At 64.6% G+C, this 15,507-nt stretch carries 12 protein-coding genes and 1 pseudogene; 8 read left to right on the top strand and 5 right to left on the bottom strand.

The window, feature by feature from the left end:
* The first annotated feature begins 180 nt into the window (after positions 1-180).
* From ABIG06_RS20460 to ABIG06_RS20450, 3 genes are all read left to right on the top strand, one after another.
* Complete coding sequence (locus ABIG06_RS20460) at positions 181-1,320, top strand: HD domain-containing phosphohydrolase (RefSeq protein ID WP_370138387.1); 1,140 nt, start codon at positions 181-183, stop codon at positions 1,318-1,320.
* Positions 1,321-1,507: 187 nt separating this feature from the next.
* On the top strand, positions 1,508-2,176 hold the full coding sequence (locus tag ABIG06_RS20455; protein WP_370138386.1) for a hypothetical protein: 669 nt from the start codon (positions 1,508-1,510) through the stop codon (positions 2,174-2,176).
* A gap of 19 nt (positions 2,177-2,195) precedes the next feature.
* Positions 2,196-4,346, top strand: a complete 2,151-nt coding sequence (locus ABIG06_RS20450; RefSeq protein ID WP_370138385.1) for a CHASE2 domain-containing protein — start codon at positions 2,196-2,198, stop codon at positions 4,344-4,346.
* A gap of 81 nt (positions 4,347-4,427) precedes the next feature.
* Here ABIG06_RS20450 and pobA read toward each other — a convergent pair whose 3' ends face one another.
* Entirely contained in the window at positions 4,428-5,600 is a 1,173-nt protein-coding gene (gene pobA, locus ABIG06_RS20445; RefSeq protein ID WP_370138384.1) for a 4-hydroxybenzoate 3-monooxygenase, read from the bottom strand.
* A gap of 50 nt (positions 5,601-5,650) precedes the next feature.
* On the opposite strand from pobA, the gene ABIG06_RS20440 reads away from it, so the two are divergent.
* Both ABIG06_RS20440 and ABIG06_RS20435 read left to right on the top strand, forming a co-directional pair.
* Positions 5,651-6,556, top strand: a complete 906-nt coding sequence (locus ABIG06_RS20440; RefSeq protein WP_370138383.1) for a helix-turn-helix domain-containing protein — start codon at positions 5,651-5,653, stop codon at positions 6,554-6,556.
* Positions 6,557-6,904: 348 nt separating this feature from the next.
* Positions 6,905-7,516: an NYN domain-containing protein gene (locus tag ABIG06_RS20435; RefSeq protein ID WP_370138381.1), complete on the top strand. Its 612-nt coding sequence runs from the start codon at positions 6,905-6,907 to the stop codon at positions 7,514-7,516.
* 22 nt (positions 7,517-7,538) lie between these two features.
* Here ABIG06_RS20435 and pcaG read toward each other — a convergent pair whose 3' ends face one another.
* Both pcaG and pcaH read right to left on the bottom strand, forming a co-directional pair.
* The gene (gene pcaG, locus ABIG06_RS20430) at positions 7,539-8,165 is read right to left on the bottom strand and encodes a protocatechuate 3,4-dioxygenase subunit alpha (RefSeq protein WP_124161127.1); all 627 of its coding nucleotides are present in this window, start codon (positions 8,163-8,165) and stop codon (positions 7,539-7,541) included.
* A gap of 3 nt (positions 8,166-8,168) precedes the next feature.
* Positions 8,169-8,957 carry a protocatechuate 3,4-dioxygenase subunit beta gene (gene pcaH, locus ABIG06_RS20425; RefSeq protein ID WP_370138379.1) on the bottom strand — a complete coding sequence of 263 codons (789 nt, stop codon included), beginning with the start codon at positions 8,955-8,957 and terminating at the stop codon, positions 8,169-8,171.
* 96 nt (positions 8,958-9,053) lie between these two features.
* Here pcaH and ABIG06_RS20420 point away from each other — a divergent pair, with 96 nt between their 5' ends.
* From ABIG06_RS20420 to ABIG06_RS20410, 3 genes and pseudogenes are all read left to right on the top strand, one after another.
* Positions 9,054-9,980: a LysR family transcriptional regulator gene (locus tag ABIG06_RS20420; RefSeq protein ID WP_199751629.1), complete on the top strand. Its 927-nt coding sequence runs from the start codon at positions 9,054-9,056 to the stop codon at positions 9,978-9,980.
* Between the two features lie 79 nt (positions 9,981-10,059).
* Positions 10,060-11,364, top strand: coding sequence for a nicotinate phosphoribosyltransferase (pncB, locus tag ABIG06_RS20415; protein ID WP_370138378.1), 1,305 nt, complete (start codon positions 10,060-10,062; stop codon positions 11,362-11,364).
* A 227-nt stretch (positions 11,365-11,591) separates the two neighbouring features.
* Positions 11,592-12,899, top strand: a pseudogene (locus ABIG06_RS20410) (GGDEF domain-containing protein).
* 97 nt (positions 12,900-12,996) lie between these two features.
* Here the strand turns inward: ABIG06_RS20410 and tcuB are convergent.
* Both tcuB and tcuA read right to left on the bottom strand, forming a co-directional pair.
* Positions 12,997-14,097 carry a tricarballylate utilization 4Fe-4S protein TcuB gene (tcuB, locus tag ABIG06_RS20405; protein WP_370138377.1) on the bottom strand — a complete coding sequence of 367 codons (1,101 nt, stop codon included), beginning with the start codon at positions 14,095-14,097 and terminating at the stop codon, positions 12,997-12,999.
* A complete protein-coding gene (gene tcuA, locus ABIG06_RS20400; RefSeq protein ID WP_370138375.1) occupies positions 14,084-15,475 on the bottom strand; it encodes an FAD-dependent tricarballylate dehydrogenase TcuA in 1,392 nt (463 codons plus the stop codon). Before tcuA ends, tcuB begins: the two co-directional genes overlap by 14 nt.
* Between the last annotated feature and the right edge of the window lie 32 nt (positions 15,476-15,507).

Raw genomic sequence — 15,507 nt, 5'->3', positions numbered from 1 at the left:
TCACATTCGCCGGGAATTCGCGCAGTTGCGTGCAACGCGCATACCCTGCTGACCTCTCATGCGGAGCGCGCATCTCTGCGGCGCGTCGCTTCCATGCGGCGCGCATTTGCTTCGCGTTAAATTTGCTCAGGCTATGGCTTGGGTTCGTGCCTTTGCCAGCGAAGAGAGCCCCGGCCGCCGATGCTGACCCAAGCGCTGCTGGTTGATGACAGCCGCTCCGTCCTCAACTTCCTGAAACGTCACATCGAGGCTGATGGTCTGGTCGAGGCCACCACCTTCCTCGATCCCGTGGAGGCGCTGGCCTGCGCGCAGGAGCGCGTCTTCGATCTGGTGCTGGTGGACTACGAGATGCCGCATATGGACGGCATCAGCTTCATCCGCAGCTTCCGCAGGCTTGCCGGCTGCGCCGACATCCCGATCGCGATGATCACCTCGCGACAGACTGATGACGTCAAGATGGAAGCGCTGCAGGCCGGTGCAACGGATTTCCTGCCCAAGGCGCCGCAAAGCCTCGAGATGACGGTGCGTCTTCGGAATTTGATTCAGCTTGGTGCAGCCGTACGCAAGCTCAACGACCGCGCCGCGCATCTCGCCAGCGAAGTCGCGGCAGCGACACGAAAGCTCGGCGAGCGCGAGGAGGAGATCATCCTGCGGCTCGCGCTCGCGGTCGAATACCGCGACAACGATACCGGCGAGCACACGCTGCGGGTCGCCAAATACAGCCGTATCATCGCCGACCAGCTCGGCCTGCCGGCCCGGCTCTGCCGCGACATCTATCTGGCCGCTCCCCTGCACGATGTCGGAAAGGTCGCAATTCCCGACAAAATTCTGCTCAAGCCAGGAAAGCTGACCGACGAGGAGATGGCGGTGATCCGGATGCATGCGACGATCGGCGAGCGGATCCTGGCCGATTCGAGCTGCGAGCTGATCCAGCTCGGCGCGCAAATTGCCGCAGGCCATCACGAGCGCTGGGACGGCGCGGGCTATCCGAACGGCCTCAAGGCGCATGAAATCCCGGTCGCTGCGCGCGTGGTTGCAGTTGCCGACGTCTTCGACGCCCTGACGACGCGGCGGCCGTACAAGGAGCCGATGCCGCTCGAGGTGGCGCGCAGCTACCTGGCGGAGAACGCGGGTCGGCAGTTCGATCCGGACTGCGTCGAGGCCTTCCTGTCGCGCTGGGACGAGGTGGTCGAGATCGCCGCGGGTCAACAGACGGCTCCTTTTCAGAGGACCGAGGCCCCCCTCGCTCCCGTCATCGAGCGTGCGGCGGAGAGCGGTTCGATCGAGGGCCGTTCGGCCGAGGCCGTCCCGACCGCCTGACACGAGCAATCCACCAACATCTTGCTACGGCTCCATTTTTCTCCGGTCGCCGGTTTGAACCTGTTGCTGCTAAAGTGGCACCAATAACCAAGAGTGATTCTGGTCACACTTGCCAGGGCGCCCTGCTGCTAGGCATCGAACCAGGACGGGCACCGGTAGAGCATCGTCGAATTGGATGAGAATTCCCATGAAAAGCCTGATTGGCGCCTTCGTCGGCGCGTTCTGCCTTGCGGCCCCCGCTTTGGCGCAGACTCCCGCCGCGATCGTCGAGGACGTTCAAGGCAAGGTCGATGGAATCGCGTTCATGGACTATGTGGCGCCGGGCAAGATCATCAAGCTCGGGCCCAAGGCCACCATCACGCTCAGCTATCTCAAATCCTGCCAGCGCGAGACGATCAGCGAAGGTGTTGTCCTGGTCGGCACCGAGCAGAGCACCGTTCAGCTGGGCGAGGTCAAACGGGAGAAGGTGCCCTGCGATTCCAACGCGGCAAAACTATCGGAGCGCGAGGCCAACCAGAGTGCCGCGACCACCTTCCGCACCGTGCGGTCGGACGCGAAGAGCGCCCCGGCCAAGCTGCCGACGCTCTACGGGGTCGCCCCGCTGGTGCAGGCCAGGAGCGGGAGCACGCTGGTGATCGAGCGCACCGACGGCAAGGAGCCCACGATCACCGTGCCGCTCAGGAACGAAACCATGGTTGGCGGCAAGTTCTATGACTTCGCCAAGGCCGGGAAGTCGCTGACACCGGGCGGCAGCTATCTCGCCATTCTCGGCGCCAAGCGCTACGCCTTCCAGGTCGACGCCACCGCCACGTCATCGCCGACGCCGATCGTCGGCCGCCTGCTGCGGCTCGAATAGGCGGCTCCGCGAAGGCGCGATGCAGCGGATCGGCAGGCGGGACATCGTTGCGACCATCCTGATTGCGCTTCTTGCGGGCGCGATCTTCACGTCACCACCGCTTCGGACGCTGCAAGGTCTCTCCCTCGACATCCTCACGGCGCTGCGCGGCAAGGTCATTGGCGATCGCCGTGATCTCGTCACGTCGCCGGTCGTCGTGGTGGCGATCGACGGGGAGACCTACGACACCCCGCCCTTCAGGGGATCGCCGACCCAGACCTGGACGCGCGAGATCGGCCGGGTGCTCGGAAGCATCTCCGAAGGCGGGGCCAAGGTGATCGGCTTCGACGTCATCTTCAAGAACTCGATCGAGCAGTCCGAGATTCCATTCGGCGACGGGCCGCTCGGCGCCCGCATGCGGGGATTCGACCGGGACTATCTGATAGCTCTGCGGCAGATCTCCGACACCGGCAAGCTGGTACTTGGCGAAATCCTGAGCAACGACCATCCAGAACCACCCTACCGTGCGCAGCAACTGGCGGTGCGAAACAACGTCCGCGCGCTCAACGTCTACACCGACGCGGACGACGTGATCCGGCGGATGCCCCTCACCTTCCCCATCGACGGCAGGCCGGTGCCCGCGATGGCCCTCGAGCTCGCCGCGCGCGCACTCGGCACGAAGTTCGAGATTGCGCCATCCGGTGCGGGCGAGCTGGCCGGCTACGCAATCCCGGGCGTCGTGCCGAACACGCTGACGCTGAATTTTCGCGGCCGTAGCCGCGACGTTCCGACCTTCTCTCTCGCCGATCTGCGGGCCTGCGTCGAAAAAGGCGACCGCGATTTTTTTCGGCGCGCCTTCGATGGCAAGGTCGTTCTGCTCGGCACCGTCCTCAATTTCGAGGACCGCAAGCTCACCTCGATGCGGCTGTCGGGCGCATATGACGGCACGCCCGCGCCACGATGCGCCCTGCCCGCCCCGGCCAGCACCTCGCCAAAGGCCCGTAGCGAGATCGCAGGCGTGTTCGTGCATGCCACTGCGGTCCGAAACCTGATCGAGCAAGACGCGGTGACCGAACTCGGCTTTGCCGCGCGGGCCGTTCTCACGATTGCGCTCGCGGCGATCATCGCCTGCGCGGCCTGCATGCTCGCACCTGTCGGCGCGGTGACCGCCTGGCTCGCCGTCGTCGCCGTTTACACAGCCTTCGCCGTCGGTGCGTTCGCACATGCGCTGGCGCTGCCTGTGGCTGAACCCGCCCTGGCAAGCCTCGCCGCGCTGGCGATGATGATCGGCTACCGGTTCGTGCTGGCCGATCGCGACGAGCGCTTCCTCCGCAAGAGCTTTGCGCTCTATCTCGCGCCCGAAGTGATCGAGACCATGGTGGCGTCCGGCAAGATGCCGGCGCTCGGCGGCGAGATGCGCAACGTCACGATGTTCTTCTCCGACCTCAGCGGCTTCTCCTCGATCGCGGAGACCATCACGCCGGTCGAGCTGGTCACGCTGATGAACGAATATCTCTCCGCCATGACCGACATCATCGAAAGCCATGGCGGCTACGTCGACAAATATATCGGCGATTCCATCGTCGCCATGTTCGGCGCGCCGGCCGACGATCCCGCGCACGCGCGCAACGCGGTTCGTGCCGCGCTGAAGTGCCATGAGAAGCTGGCGGAGCTCAATGCCGGCCATCCCGCCTTCGCCGGCCACGGCCTGTCGCATCGCATCGGACTCAACAGCGGCGAAGCCGTGGTCGGCAATATCGGCTCGCGGCGCCGCTTCAACTACACCGTGATGAGCGACACCGTGAATGTCGCCTCGCGGCTCGAGGGCGCCAACAAATATTACGGCACCGCGATCATGGCGTCGGAAACCACGATGGCGCAGACGAACGACACCTTCGCCTGGCGCGAGCTCGATGCGATCAGGGTCCAGGGGCGCGGCGAGGCGATCAGGGTGTTCGAGCCGCTGGCGGAGAGGGACGCCGCGAGCGACGAGCAGGCGAAGGTGGCTGCCGCGCATGCGGAAGGGCTGGCGTGCTGGCGGGCAAGGGAGTTCGCGAAGGCGGCTGATGCGTTCGACGGCGTAGCGAAGATCGATCCTGCGTCAGCTCGGTTCGCCAAGCGTGCGAAAGTGCTGACCGAGACTCCGCCGCCGCCGGATTGGACACCGGTCAATACGCTGGAAGGAAAGTAGCGCGGCTCACCAAGTGCGCCTTCTTCCCCCTTTCCTCTTGTGGGAGAAGGATGGCAGCACTCATGTTAGCGAGATCATTCCCTAGAACGGCAGCCCCACGTAATTCTCCGCAAGCAGGCGCTGCGCCGTCTCGGACGAGAGCAGATAGTCCAGCTCCGTCTGCTGAAGCCGGTCCTCGTATTCGAGCCGGTCGGGAAAACGGTGCAGCATCATCGTCATCCACCAGGAGAAGCGTTGCGCTTTCCAGATCCGCGCGAGCGCCTTGGCGGAATAGCCTTTGAGACCGGAATCGTCGCCGCCCTGATAATGCGCGAGCAAGGCATGGTAGAGATAGTAGATGTCGGAAGCGGCGCTGTTCAGCCCGCGCGCGCCGGTCGGCGGCACGATGTGCGCGGCATCGCCGGCGAGGAACAGCCGGCCATAACTCATCGGCTCGGCGACGAAACTGCGCAATGGCGCGATGCTCTTCTCGATCGAAGGTCCCGTGATCAGACGGCCGGCGACCTCCTCCGGCAGGCGGCGCTTCAGCTCGGCCCAGAACGCATCGTCGCTCCAGTCCTCCACCTTGTCCGTCAATGGCACCTGGATGTAGTAGCGGCTGAGCACCTGCGAGCGCAGGGAGCAGAGCGCAAAGCCGCGCTCGTGCTTCACATAGATCAGCTCGGGCGACACCGGCTTCGTGCGCGACAGCACCCCCAGCCAGCCGAACGGATAGACCTTCTCGTATTCGCGCAGCACGTCCTTCGGGATCGACTTGCGGCTGACTCCGTGAAAGCCATCGGCGCCGACGATGTAGTCGCAATCGATGCGGACAATGTCGTCATTCGAGCGATAGGTCACGTAGGGCCGGTCCGACGTCAGATCGTGCGGCGTCACATCCTCGGCATTGTGCACGACCTTGCCGCCGAGCCGGTCGCGCGCCTCGTAGAGATCGCGCGTCAGCTCGGTCTGGCCGTAGACCAGTACCGAATTGCCGCCGGAGTGCTTGTGCAGGTCGATCTTGGAGAGCACGCCGTCATGGGCGATCTCGAAGCCCCGGTGGATCTCGCCCTCGCGATCCATCCGCTCGCCGCACTGCGCCTCGCGCATCAGCTTGGCAAACCCGTGCTCGAGCACGCCGGCGCGGATGCGGGCGAGCACGTGATCGCGGCTGTATTTCTCCAGCACGATGGTGTCGATGCCCTTCAGGTGCAGGAGCTGGGACAGCAACAACCCGGACGGCCCGCCGCCGATGATACAGACCTGAACTTTCATTTTTGCATCCTCCCGTCGGCACTTTTTTGCAGATTTTTTGCTGCAGACCGATGGAGGGTTTTGCCTTTGTCTTGTATTATTCGAACATGAGAAGCGCAGCCCCCGCCTCGGCGATCCGGGTCTACAATCTATTCGGCGAGTCCGGCGACCTGCCCGACGTCGTGCATTGCGAGACGATCGCGTCCCGCTCGGTGCTGCACGACTGGACCCTGGCCGTGCACCGCCATGCCCGGCTGCACCAGGTCCTGCTGATCGAGCGCGGCGGCGGCGAAGCGACGCTCGACGGGCGCGTGGTGCCTCTGAGGCCGATGCAGATCGTCAACGTGCCTGTCGGCCACGTCCACGGCTTCCGCTTCGAGCCGGATACCCAGGGCTGGGTGCTGACCATCGCGGCGGAGATTCTGGATGAGGCGCTGCTCGCCGCCGAGGGCCTGCGCGGTGCGCTGTCGCGATCGGCCGTGGTGCGCGGCACGCCGCAGATCCGCGCCACGATGAAGCAGATCTTCGCCGAACACGCCGCCCGCGATTTCGGCCGCGCGCATGTGCTTCGCGCCCTGTCGTCGGCCATGATCGGGCTCGTGGCTCGCGCGCTCACAGGGGAGAGTGGCGGCAATAGCACTGCCGAATCCGGCCTGTTCCGCCGCTTCGAGGCGCTGCTGGAGCAGCATCATCTGGAGCGCTGGAGCGTCGCCGACTATGCCGAGGCGCTGTCGGTGACGCCGACGCATCTCAACCGGATCACGCGATCGGCAACCGGCGACACCGCCTCGCATTTGATCCTCAACCGGCTGATCCGCGAGGCGCGGCGCAACCTCGTCTACACCAACCTGCCGGTCTCGACGATCGCCTACGCGCTCGGCTTCGAGGACCCCGCTTATTTCAGCCGCGTCTATGCCGCCGCCACGGGACTGTCGCCGCGCGCGTTTCGTGCGCAGCTGCATGGCGACGAAGGCTGAGGCATCGGACGAAAGACCCTGGGCACATGTGGCCGACGCCCACGCTGCGAACCGCGATGACCCTCATTGCCACTTACCTTCGTATATAGCGTCCCATCCTTTGGATAGAGGCCCTTTACCTCCGTACAATTGAGCAGGGGATGCGCACGCCTTAGCGTCACTGCATTCGGCGCCCTGGCGCTGGTGGCATGGAACCTCCCTAACCTCGGCGCAAGGCGGCCGACCCTGTCCGGCCGTCTGCGCCGCTTTTTCGGCAAGCCATCGGCGCCTTCAGTATTTTCCGGCCGACAGATCGCGCCATTTCGGCTGGATCCGTCAGCTTTCGTGTCGAACTGGGATTTGTGCATAATGTCTTCGTTTGGGAAGATCGCACTCTTTATCGATGGCTCCAGTCTCTACGCCACCTCCAAGGCGCTCGGCTTCGACATCGATTACAGGCGGTTGCTCGGCGAGTTTCAAGGCCGGGGTACGCTGCTGTGCGCCTTTTACTACACGACCGTCATCGAGGATCAGGAGTTTTCGTCAATCCGCCCGCTGATCGATTGGCTCGACTACAACGGATACACCGTCGTCACCAAGCTCACCAGGGAGTTCGTCGACGCCACCACCGGCCGCCGCAAGGTGAGGGGCAGCATGAATGTCGACCTCGCCGTGAGCGCGATGGAAGTCGCCGAACACGTCGATCAAATCGCGCTGTTCTCGGGTGATGGCGACTTTCGGTCGCTGGTTGAGGCCCTGCAACGCCGCGGTGTCCGCGTGACGGTCGTCTCCACACTCTCTACTCAGCCGCCGATGGTCGCCGACGACCTGCGCCGGCAGGCGGACGTATTCATTGATTTGGTGGAGCTGAAAGCAAAAGTTGGTCGCGATCCGGTCGACCGGCCGGGATCGCGCGAGGTGCGGCAACCACCGCAAGCCCTCGCGCGCGGATCCATCGATCGGAGCGACCGGGTGGAATGAACGGGGGACGGCCCCTGGCACCTCACACGTCGAAGAACACCGTCTCCTCGGGCCCCTGCAAATTGATCGTGAAGGAATACACGGCCTTGCCGGCACGCTCGCTACGCTTTGCGATCAGCGTCGAGCGACGTGTCGGCTGCTCGATCAGGTTGAGCACGGGATCGGCGGCGTTGGCCGCCTCTTCGTCCGAGAAGTACAGCCGCGTGTTGAGGCCGATATTGATGCCGCGCGCGACGATCCAGACATTGATGTGCGGCGCGCATTTGCGGCCCGCCTTGTCGGTGATCGCGCCCGGCTTGATGGTCTCGAAGGTGACGAGGCCGCTCTCGAAGTCGGAACCTGCCCGGCCCCAGCCGCGAAACTCCTGCTCCAGCGCGCCTGCCGAGCGATCGGCCGGATGGTTGTAGCGGCCAGCCGCATTGGCCTGCCAGACCTCCAGCAGCACGTCGCGCAGCGGCGTGCCAGTGCCGTCGAGCACCTTGCCTTCCAGCGTGATGCGTTCACCCTTGGTGTTCGGCGTCACGAGCACGTTGGAGAAGTTCTTCTCGAAAATGTCGAAGCCGGCCATCGCCGGGATCAGGCCGATATGGACGTAGGGCCCGGCCGTCTGCGAGGCGGTTTCCTTGAGATAGTTGAGCGGCTGCGGCATGGCTCAGTTCCCCTCGGGACGATTTTCGAAATAGGTGGAGCGCTGGCCGCGCAGGACAATGTCGAAGCGGTAGGCGAGCGAATCGAACGGCGACGAGGCGTTGAGGTCGAGCGGCGCCACAAGGCGATCGAGCGCATCCTTGTCCGGGATCGTCGTCAAGATCGGGCAGACCGGGATCAAGGGATCGCCCTCGAAATACATCTGCGTGATCAGCCGCTGCGCGAAGCCTGAGCCGAACACCGAGAAATGGATGTGGGCCGGGCGCCAGCTGTTGACGTAGTTGCGCCAGGGATAGGGCCCCGGCTTGACGGTGCGGAAATAGTAGTAGCCGGTCTCGTCGGTCAGCGCGCGGCCACAACCACCGAAATTCGGGTCGATCGGCGCCAGATACGTATCCTTCTTGTGCCGGTAGCGGCCGCCGGCATTGGCCTGCCAGAACTCGACCAGCGTGTTCGGAACGCCCCGGCCGGTCTCGTCCAGCACGCGGCCATGGACGATGATGCGCTCGCCGATCGGATCGCCGTCCTTGGCGTAGTTGCGGATCAAATCGTTGTCGAGCGGGCCGAGATCATTGTGGCCGAACACCGGCCCGGTGATCTCCGAGACCGAGTTCTCCAGAGACAGCAGGGCTTGCCGCGGCGAGCGCAGCACCGAGGATTTGTACCCCGGCGCATGCGCCGGCGGATGGATGGAACGGTCGCGCTGGAAGAAGCCGCCGTCGCCAAGCGGCGGCGTAAAGGGCTCGGGACGATTGATGCGGGGATCCCGCAAGGCTGGCGCCTGGGCGTTCATCGGCGTTGTCTCTCCCTGTGGCGCCCGAGTCTGGGCGCGCAGCTTGTCGGGGAAATTATGGAACGGTCTATTCTCAAGATAAATAGATCGATTATAATGAATTCCATGAAGGAAATCGATCATTTGGCCCTCGATGGCCACGCCCTCGCACTGTTCCTCGCCGTGCTGGAGGAAGGCTCGGTGACGGCGGCGGCAACACGGCTCGGTCTGACGCAATCGGCGGTCAGCCACGGATTGAACAAGCTGCGGCGGATCGCCGGCGATCCCCTGTTCGCCAAATCCGGCCGCGGCATCGTCGCCACGGCGCATGCCCAGGCGCTCGCCACGAAGGCGCGCGCGTTGATCGACGAGATGCGCAGCTTTGCCGGCGGCGTCACCTTCGCGCCGGCGCAGGCCCAGCTGTCGCTGACCATCGCCGCCAACGACTTCCAGCGCGACCTGCTGCTGCCGCGGTTCTTCGATCACGTCGCCGCACAAGTGAAGAGCTTGAACCTTCGCGTGATCCCCTCGCAGTCGCCTTCGCCCGCGATGCTGCGTGAAAACCGCTGCGATCTCCTGATCACACCGCTGCCGCCGTCGGGCGTCGATATCGTGCAGAAGCGGCTGCTGAGTGATCACTACGTCTGCTACTACGACGCAAAGGCACGTGCTGCGCCGGCCAGCCGCAACGCCTATCTCGCGGCGCGTCACATCACCGTGGTCTACACCGACAACGAGCGGCTGGACTTCGATCGCCGGCTGGCCGCGAACGGGCTTCACCGCGACATCGCGATCTCCGTGCCGAGCTTCTCCGGCGTGCCGTCCTTCCTGCGTGGATCGCAGATGCTTGCGAGCATGCCGAGCCTTTTGGCGTCCGGCGTGATGCGCGGTTTCGCGCATACGCGAATTCCATTGGCCTCCCGCACGCGAACGCTGGCCGAGCTGCCGATGTTCATGGTCTGGCACCAGCGCTATCAGAAGGATCCGGCCCATCGCTGGATCAGGAGCCAGCTCGAGACTGTCGCGGCGACGGTTGCCGCCTGAACGACGGCCCCTCCGCCGCAAAACCTGATTCCCGCCAGACCCACTGGTTGCGCACCGGGAGCCACGCTAAAATCCCCCCATGACAGTGACCGACATTGCGAGCCGGACCTACAATCACAGCTGGCGGCTGGATCCCATCATCCGCAGCCTGCTGGATACCGACTTCTACAAGCTATTGATGTTACAGATGATTCGGGAAGACTACCGGAATCAACAGGTGACCTTCTCGGTTATCAACCGCTCGCGTCATGTGCGACTTGCCGAAATCATCGACGAGGGCGAGCTACGCGCCCAGCTCGACCACGCCCGCACTATCCGCTTCTCCAAGAAAGAGCTGATCTGGCTTGCCGGTAACACCTTCTACGGCAAGACCCATATGTTTTCGGCCGACTTCATCCGCTGGCTGGCGGAATTCCGTCTGCCCGAATACGAGCTGCGCAAGGTCGAGGGCCAGTACGAGCTGCATTTCCACGGCCCCTGGACCCACACCACGATGTGGGAGATTCCGGCGCTGGCGATCCTCAACGAGCTGCGCTCGCGCGCGGCGATGAAGGGCCGCGGCCGCTTCGAGCTCGACGTGCTCTATGCCCGCGCCAAGGCCAAGCTGTGGACCAAAGTGGAACGGCTGCGCAAGCTCGAGAGCCTGCGACTCTCCGACTTCGGCACCCGCCGCCGACACGGCTTCCTCTGGCAGCGCTGGTGCGTGGAGGCGGTGAAGGAAGGCTTGGGCTCATCCTTCATCGGCACGTCCAACGTGCTGCTCGCGATGGACAATGATCTCGAAGCGATCGGCACCAACGCCCATGAGCTGCCGATGGTCGCGGCCGCGCTCGCCCGGGACGACGAGGAATTGCGCTGGGCGCCCTACCGCGTTCTCGACCAGTGGCGCCAGACCTATGGCGGCAATCTCCTGATCGCACTGCCCGACGCCTTCGGCACCAAGGCCTTCCTGCGCGATGCGCCGGAATGGGTCGCCGACTGGACCGGCTTCCGTCCCGACAGCGCGCCGCCGATCCAGGCCGGCGAGGAGATCATCGCCTGGTGGGACAAGAAGGGCCGCAACCCCAGGGACAAGCTTCTCGTCTTTTCCGACGCGATGGACGTCGGCTCGATCGAGGAGACTTACCACCACTTCACCGGGCGCGTCCGACTCTCCTTCGGCTGGGGCACCAACCTCACCAACGACTTCGTCGGCTGCACGCCGGACGGCTCGTTCAACCTCGATCCGATCTCGCTGGTCTGCAAGGTCTCGTCCGTCGACGGCCATCCGGCCGTCAAGCTCTCCGACAATCCGGAGAAGGCGACCGGCCTTCCCTCGGAGATCGAGCGTTACCTGCGTGTGTTCGGCGATGCGGGCCGGGTGCGCAAGCCGGTGCTGGTCTAGCGCCCCGCTCGATCAGGTAAACCGCGCACGACGAATACGCTGCATTGGTTCGCCGCCGCGCTCCGGTTCGCCGGCATTTGAAGCGATTTGCCGGCGCCTGCTTCACAACGGCTTCACCCTGCGACGGAGTCCCCCGCGCCTTTCAGGTCGAGTTAAGCAACCATCTCGTGTACTTCGCGTTGCAGCGCAACGCTTCGTTGGGATCGTTGATCGACTTGGGGTATTAGGTGTTTCGCAGAACAGCGACATCGGCGAAGGGACACAGCTTCCTTCACGTCATCAAGCTCGTCTCGCCTTTCGTGATGGTCGTCGTGCTCCAGGCGGCGATCGCGGGATTCAGCCTCGAGGTGATGTCGTCGGTCCGCGCCTATGTCGCCGGCGAAGCACTATGGTCGCGCTCGCAGAAGAATGCCGTCTACTTTCTCAATCTCTACCTGCATTCGGGTGAGGCAAGCCAGTTCACGCAATACCAGGCCTCGCTCGCCGTTCCGATCGGAGACGAGTTCGCGCGCTGGGCGCTCGAGCGCGATCCGGTCGACGTTGAAGCCGCCCGCATCGGCCTCCTGCAAGGCGGCAATCATCCCGATGACGTACCGGGATTGATCTGGCTGTATCGTTACTTCGGCCACGTCAGCTTCCTCCAGGACGCAATTCGTGAGTGGGCTGCCACCGACCCGATGCTGCTGGAGCTCAGCATCTTTGGCGAGGTCATCCGGTCCGAGCTGGAGAACGGGCCCATTCAAGACGACGGCCGCCTGGCATTCCTGTCGTCGCGGCTTTCTGAACTCAATGCTCAATTCACCGTGCACGCCAACCGGTTCTCCACCGTCCTCGGCGAGGGCTCCCGCGCCATCAAGGTGACGCTGACCTGCATCAACATCGTCACCGCCGCGACGCTGATCCTGCTTCTGATCTGGCATACGCGGCAGCTGGTGCTGCAACGGCAGGCGTTCGAAAACGCCTTGTATGCCGAGAAGGAGCGCCTGGCCTGGCAGGCCTCGCACGACTCGCTGACCGGCCTGTCGAACCGTCGCGCCTTCGAGGGGCGCCTGCAAAGCGAGCTGGACAATGCCGCGGCGGGTGCGCTCGGCCTGATCCTGCTCGACCTCGACCAGTTCAAGAGCGTCAACGATAGCTGCGGCCACCTTGCCGGCGACCGCCTGCTCCGCGAGGTCTCGCGCCTCCTGCAACAGAACCGGCATGCGCATGATCTGGTGGCCCGGCTCGGCGGCGACGAATTCGGGCTGATCCTGCCGTAATGTTCGCCCTTCGATGCCGTCGACATTGCCGAGCAGCTGCGCAGATCGCTTGAGCTGCTCAGTTTCGCCTGGGACGATCGTTGCTTTGCGGTGACCGCCAGCATCGGCGTGACCTGCATCGCCGACCGCAACATCACGCTCGAGGATGCGATGCGGCGCGCGGATGCTGCCTGCTATCGCGCCAAGGAAATGGGACGCAACCGCGTTCAGGTCGAGAGCAAAAGTTCGGGCGCCGTCGCCGCCGCCCCCCGCCTGCGGGAAGCTGCGCGCGCCTGACGCAGCTGGCCGCTGTCACCGCGGAGGCAGCGCTCTCTGATTCTTGGTCCCGCCATCGCCTTCCAGCGCGACGGTCAGTTTCAACCGGGACAAGGGATCACGCCGCGGTCCGCCGCTCCTGCGCGTACCGCACCAGCGCGGCGAAGCGGTAGATGCCGTGCACGAACTTGCCGTAGGGCATGGTGATGAACAACGCGAACACAGCGCCGAGATGCAGCGCGAGCAGCGGCCCCATCGCGCCTGTCTCGCGCAGGACGAGCAGCAGCATTCCGGTGGCGCCGGTCAGGAACAGCATGGCGATGAAGCCGACATCCATCCCGTAACGGCTCTCGTCAAGCAGCGCGGGATCACGCCGCATCTTGGCCATGAACAGGCCGACCGGCCCGATGATCAAACCGATACCACCGAGCGTGCCAAGCGCTACGGGCAGGTCCCACCACGGATATGGCGCCTCGCGCCCGAACAGATAGTGATACAGCGTCGCCACCGACGTCGCGGCGAAGCAGAACAGGAAGCCGTAGAAGGTCAGGTGGTGATAGAGCTTGCGCCGGTCGGTCGGCTTGTCGTCCTCGTTGTAGCAGCCGACGCCGCCGCCATGGAGATAGCGCAGCTCGCCCGCGTCGCGGATCGCCTGAAAGATCGAGCCGCCATCGGCGCGGCCGCCAATGGGTGCGCCAATGTCGCGCCAGAAGGCGCGCACGCTCATGGCGAGAGCCAGGATGGCGTAGAGGAATGCGGCGCTGAACAACGCCGCCATCACATTGTGCGGCATCAGCCTGTAGAACGCGCCCGGCCCTGTATGGACACCGAACAGCACGCTGGTGCCGTTCAGGGCGGCGAAGCCGAGGATGAAGGCGGCCATGCTGAGCGCGGCGATGACGCTGATGACGAGGCCGTTGCGCGCGAACGCGCCGGACAGCGCCTGCGGCCAGGCATAGGCCGCATAGGATTCCGCGCGCGCGACCGCCAGCGTCTTGGGAACATTGACGTTGAACTCGTGCGGCGGGGAGAACTGGCAGTCGACGTAGCAGGCGCCGCAGCCATGGCAGAGATTGGCGAGATAGTTGAGATCGCCGTCGGAGAAGGCGCGGCGCATTTCCATGGCCGGAAACACCGCGCACAGGCCCTCGCAATAGCGGCAGGAATTGCAGACCGTCATCAGGCGGTCGGCTTCGTCGAGAATCCTAGTTCCGTGCATGTTTTGCCGCTTCCCGTCCCGCGATCCGCCCGAACACGCTGCCGATCGTCATGCCCATGCCGGCGGCATAACCCTTGCCGAGCACGTTGCCGGCCATGATCTCGCCTGCCGCGAACATGTTGCCTGACGGCTTGCCGCCCTTCATCAGCATCCGCGCCTCCTTGTTCACGCGCGTGCCGAGATAGGTGAAGGTGATGCCGGGCCGCACCGGATAGGCGAGATAAGGCGGCGTCTCGATCCGGCGCGCCCAGTGCGTCTTCGGCGGCGTGATGCCTTCGGTACGGCAGTCGTCCAGGATCGTGTGATCGAAAGTGCCGAACCGGACCGCGGCGTTGAACTCGGTGATGGTCTTCTCCAGCGCGGCCGGATCGAGCTCGAGCTTGCCGGCGAGCTCCGCCACCGTCTGCCCGGCGATCGGTGGAAACAGCGTTGGCATGAAGCTGGTGACAACCGTGGAATCGAAGATGATGTAGGCGATCTGGTCGGGCTGCGCTGCGACCAGCCGCCCCCAGATCGCGTAACGCTTCGGCCAGATGTCCTCGCCCTCGTCGTAGAAGCGCTGCGCGTGCTTGTTGACGACGATGCCGAACACGACCGAGTCGTGTCGCGTGATGATGCCGCCGTCGAATTTCGGCGCGCGGGCGTCGATCGCGACCGCATGGCACTGCGTGGGATCGCCGACCTCCTGCACGCCCTTGTCGAGCAGCATCTTCAGGATCGAGCCACGATTGTAGGGGGTGCCGCGGATCAGGAAGTTGTCGGCGGCCTCGCCCCAATATTGCTTCAGCCATTCGATGTTGGCCTCGAATCCGCCGGCGGCGGCGACCAGCGAGGTCGCGCGGACCTCGGTCTCGCCCTTGATCGGCCGCTTGAGGCGGGCAGCGAGGAACATGCCGTGCTCGATCACGAGGTCGGTAACCTCGGCGTCATATTCGACCTCGACGCCGAGCCGTTCGGCGGTGAGATAGAGCGCGTTGAGCATCGCCCGGCCGCCGCCAAGGAAGAAGGAGTTGGTGCGGCCGAGGCTCAGCGTGCCGCCGAGCGAAGGCTGCCAGCGCACGCCCTGCTCCACGATCCAGTTCAGGATGTCCTTGGATTCGCGGATCATGTGGCGCGCCAGCACCTCGTCGGTCTGTCCGCCGGTGACGCGCAGCAGGTCCTCCCAGAATTCCTCCTCGGTATAGGGACCGGTCAGGATTTCGGTCGCGGCATCATGGGCGCAGCGCATGTTACGGGTGTGGCGGGTGTTGCCGCCGCGATAGAATTTTGGTGCTCCTTCGAGGACGAGCACCGAGGCGCCGGCGCGCCGGGCGCTGATCGCCGCGCAAAGCGCCGCATTGCCGCCGCCGATCACCAGCACGTCGTACTTGCTGCTCATACCGTCTGCCCGATGCGGCGAGGTTGGAGACA

Origin of the sequence: Bradyrhizobium sp. USDA 326, from assembly GCF_049739485.1 — a bacterium.
Taxonomy (GTDB): Bacteria; Pseudomonadota; Alphaproteobacteria; order Rhizobiales; family Xanthobacteraceae; genus Bradyrhizobium.
The sequence above is the reverse complement of the archived record's forward strand: the minus strand, read 5'-3'. Positions and strand labels throughout refer to the sequence as shown.

Excerpts from the sequence above, each read along its gene's own strand:
- ABIG06_RS20455 (WP_370138386.1), top strand. The coding sequence starts at position 1,508 with ATGAAAAGCCTGATTGGCGCCTTCGTCGGCGCGTTCTGCCTTGCGGCC.
- ABIG06_RS20450 (WP_370138385.1), top strand. The coding sequence starts at position 2,196 with ATGCAGCGGATCGGCAGGCGGGACATCGTTGCGACCATCCTGATTGCG.
- tcuB (WP_370138377.1), bottom strand. The coding sequence starts at position 14,097 with ATGCACGGAACTAGGATTCTCGACGAAGCCGACCGCCTGATGACGGTC.
- ABIG06_RS20440 (WP_370138383.1), top strand. The coding sequence starts at position 5,651 with ATGGAGGGTTTTGCCTTTGTCTTGTATTATTCGAACATGAGAAGCGCA.
- ABIG06_RS20435 (WP_370138381.1), top strand. The coding sequence starts at position 6,905 with ATGTCTTCGTTTGGGAAGATCGCACTCTTTATCGATGGCTCCAGTCTC.
- ABIG06_RS20420 (WP_199751629.1), top strand. The coding sequence starts at position 9,054 with ATGAATTCCATGAAGGAAATCGATCATTTGGCCCTCGATGGCCACGCC.
- ABIG06_RS20460 (WP_370138387.1), top strand. The coding sequence starts at position 181 with ATGCTGACCCAAGCGCTGCTGGTTGATGACAGCCGCTCCGTCCTCAAC.
- pcaG (WP_124161127.1), bottom strand. The coding sequence starts at position 8,165 with ATGCCGCAGCCGCTCAACTATCTCAAGGAAACCGCCTCGCAGACGGCC.
- tcuA (WP_370138375.1), bottom strand. The coding sequence starts at position 15,475 with ATGAGCAGCAAGTACGACGTGCTGGTGATCGGCGGCGGCAATGCGGCG.
- pcaH (WP_370138379.1), bottom strand. The coding sequence starts at position 8,957 with ATGAACGCCCAGGCGCCAGCCTTGCGGGATCCCCGCATCAATCGTCCC.
- pobA (WP_370138384.1), bottom strand. The coding sequence starts at position 5,600 with ATGAAAGTTCAGGTCTGTATCATCGGCGGCGGGCCGTCCGGGTTGTTG.
- pncB (WP_370138378.1), top strand. The coding sequence starts at position 10,060 with ATGACAGTGACCGACATTGCGAGCCGGACCTACAATCACAGCTGGCGG.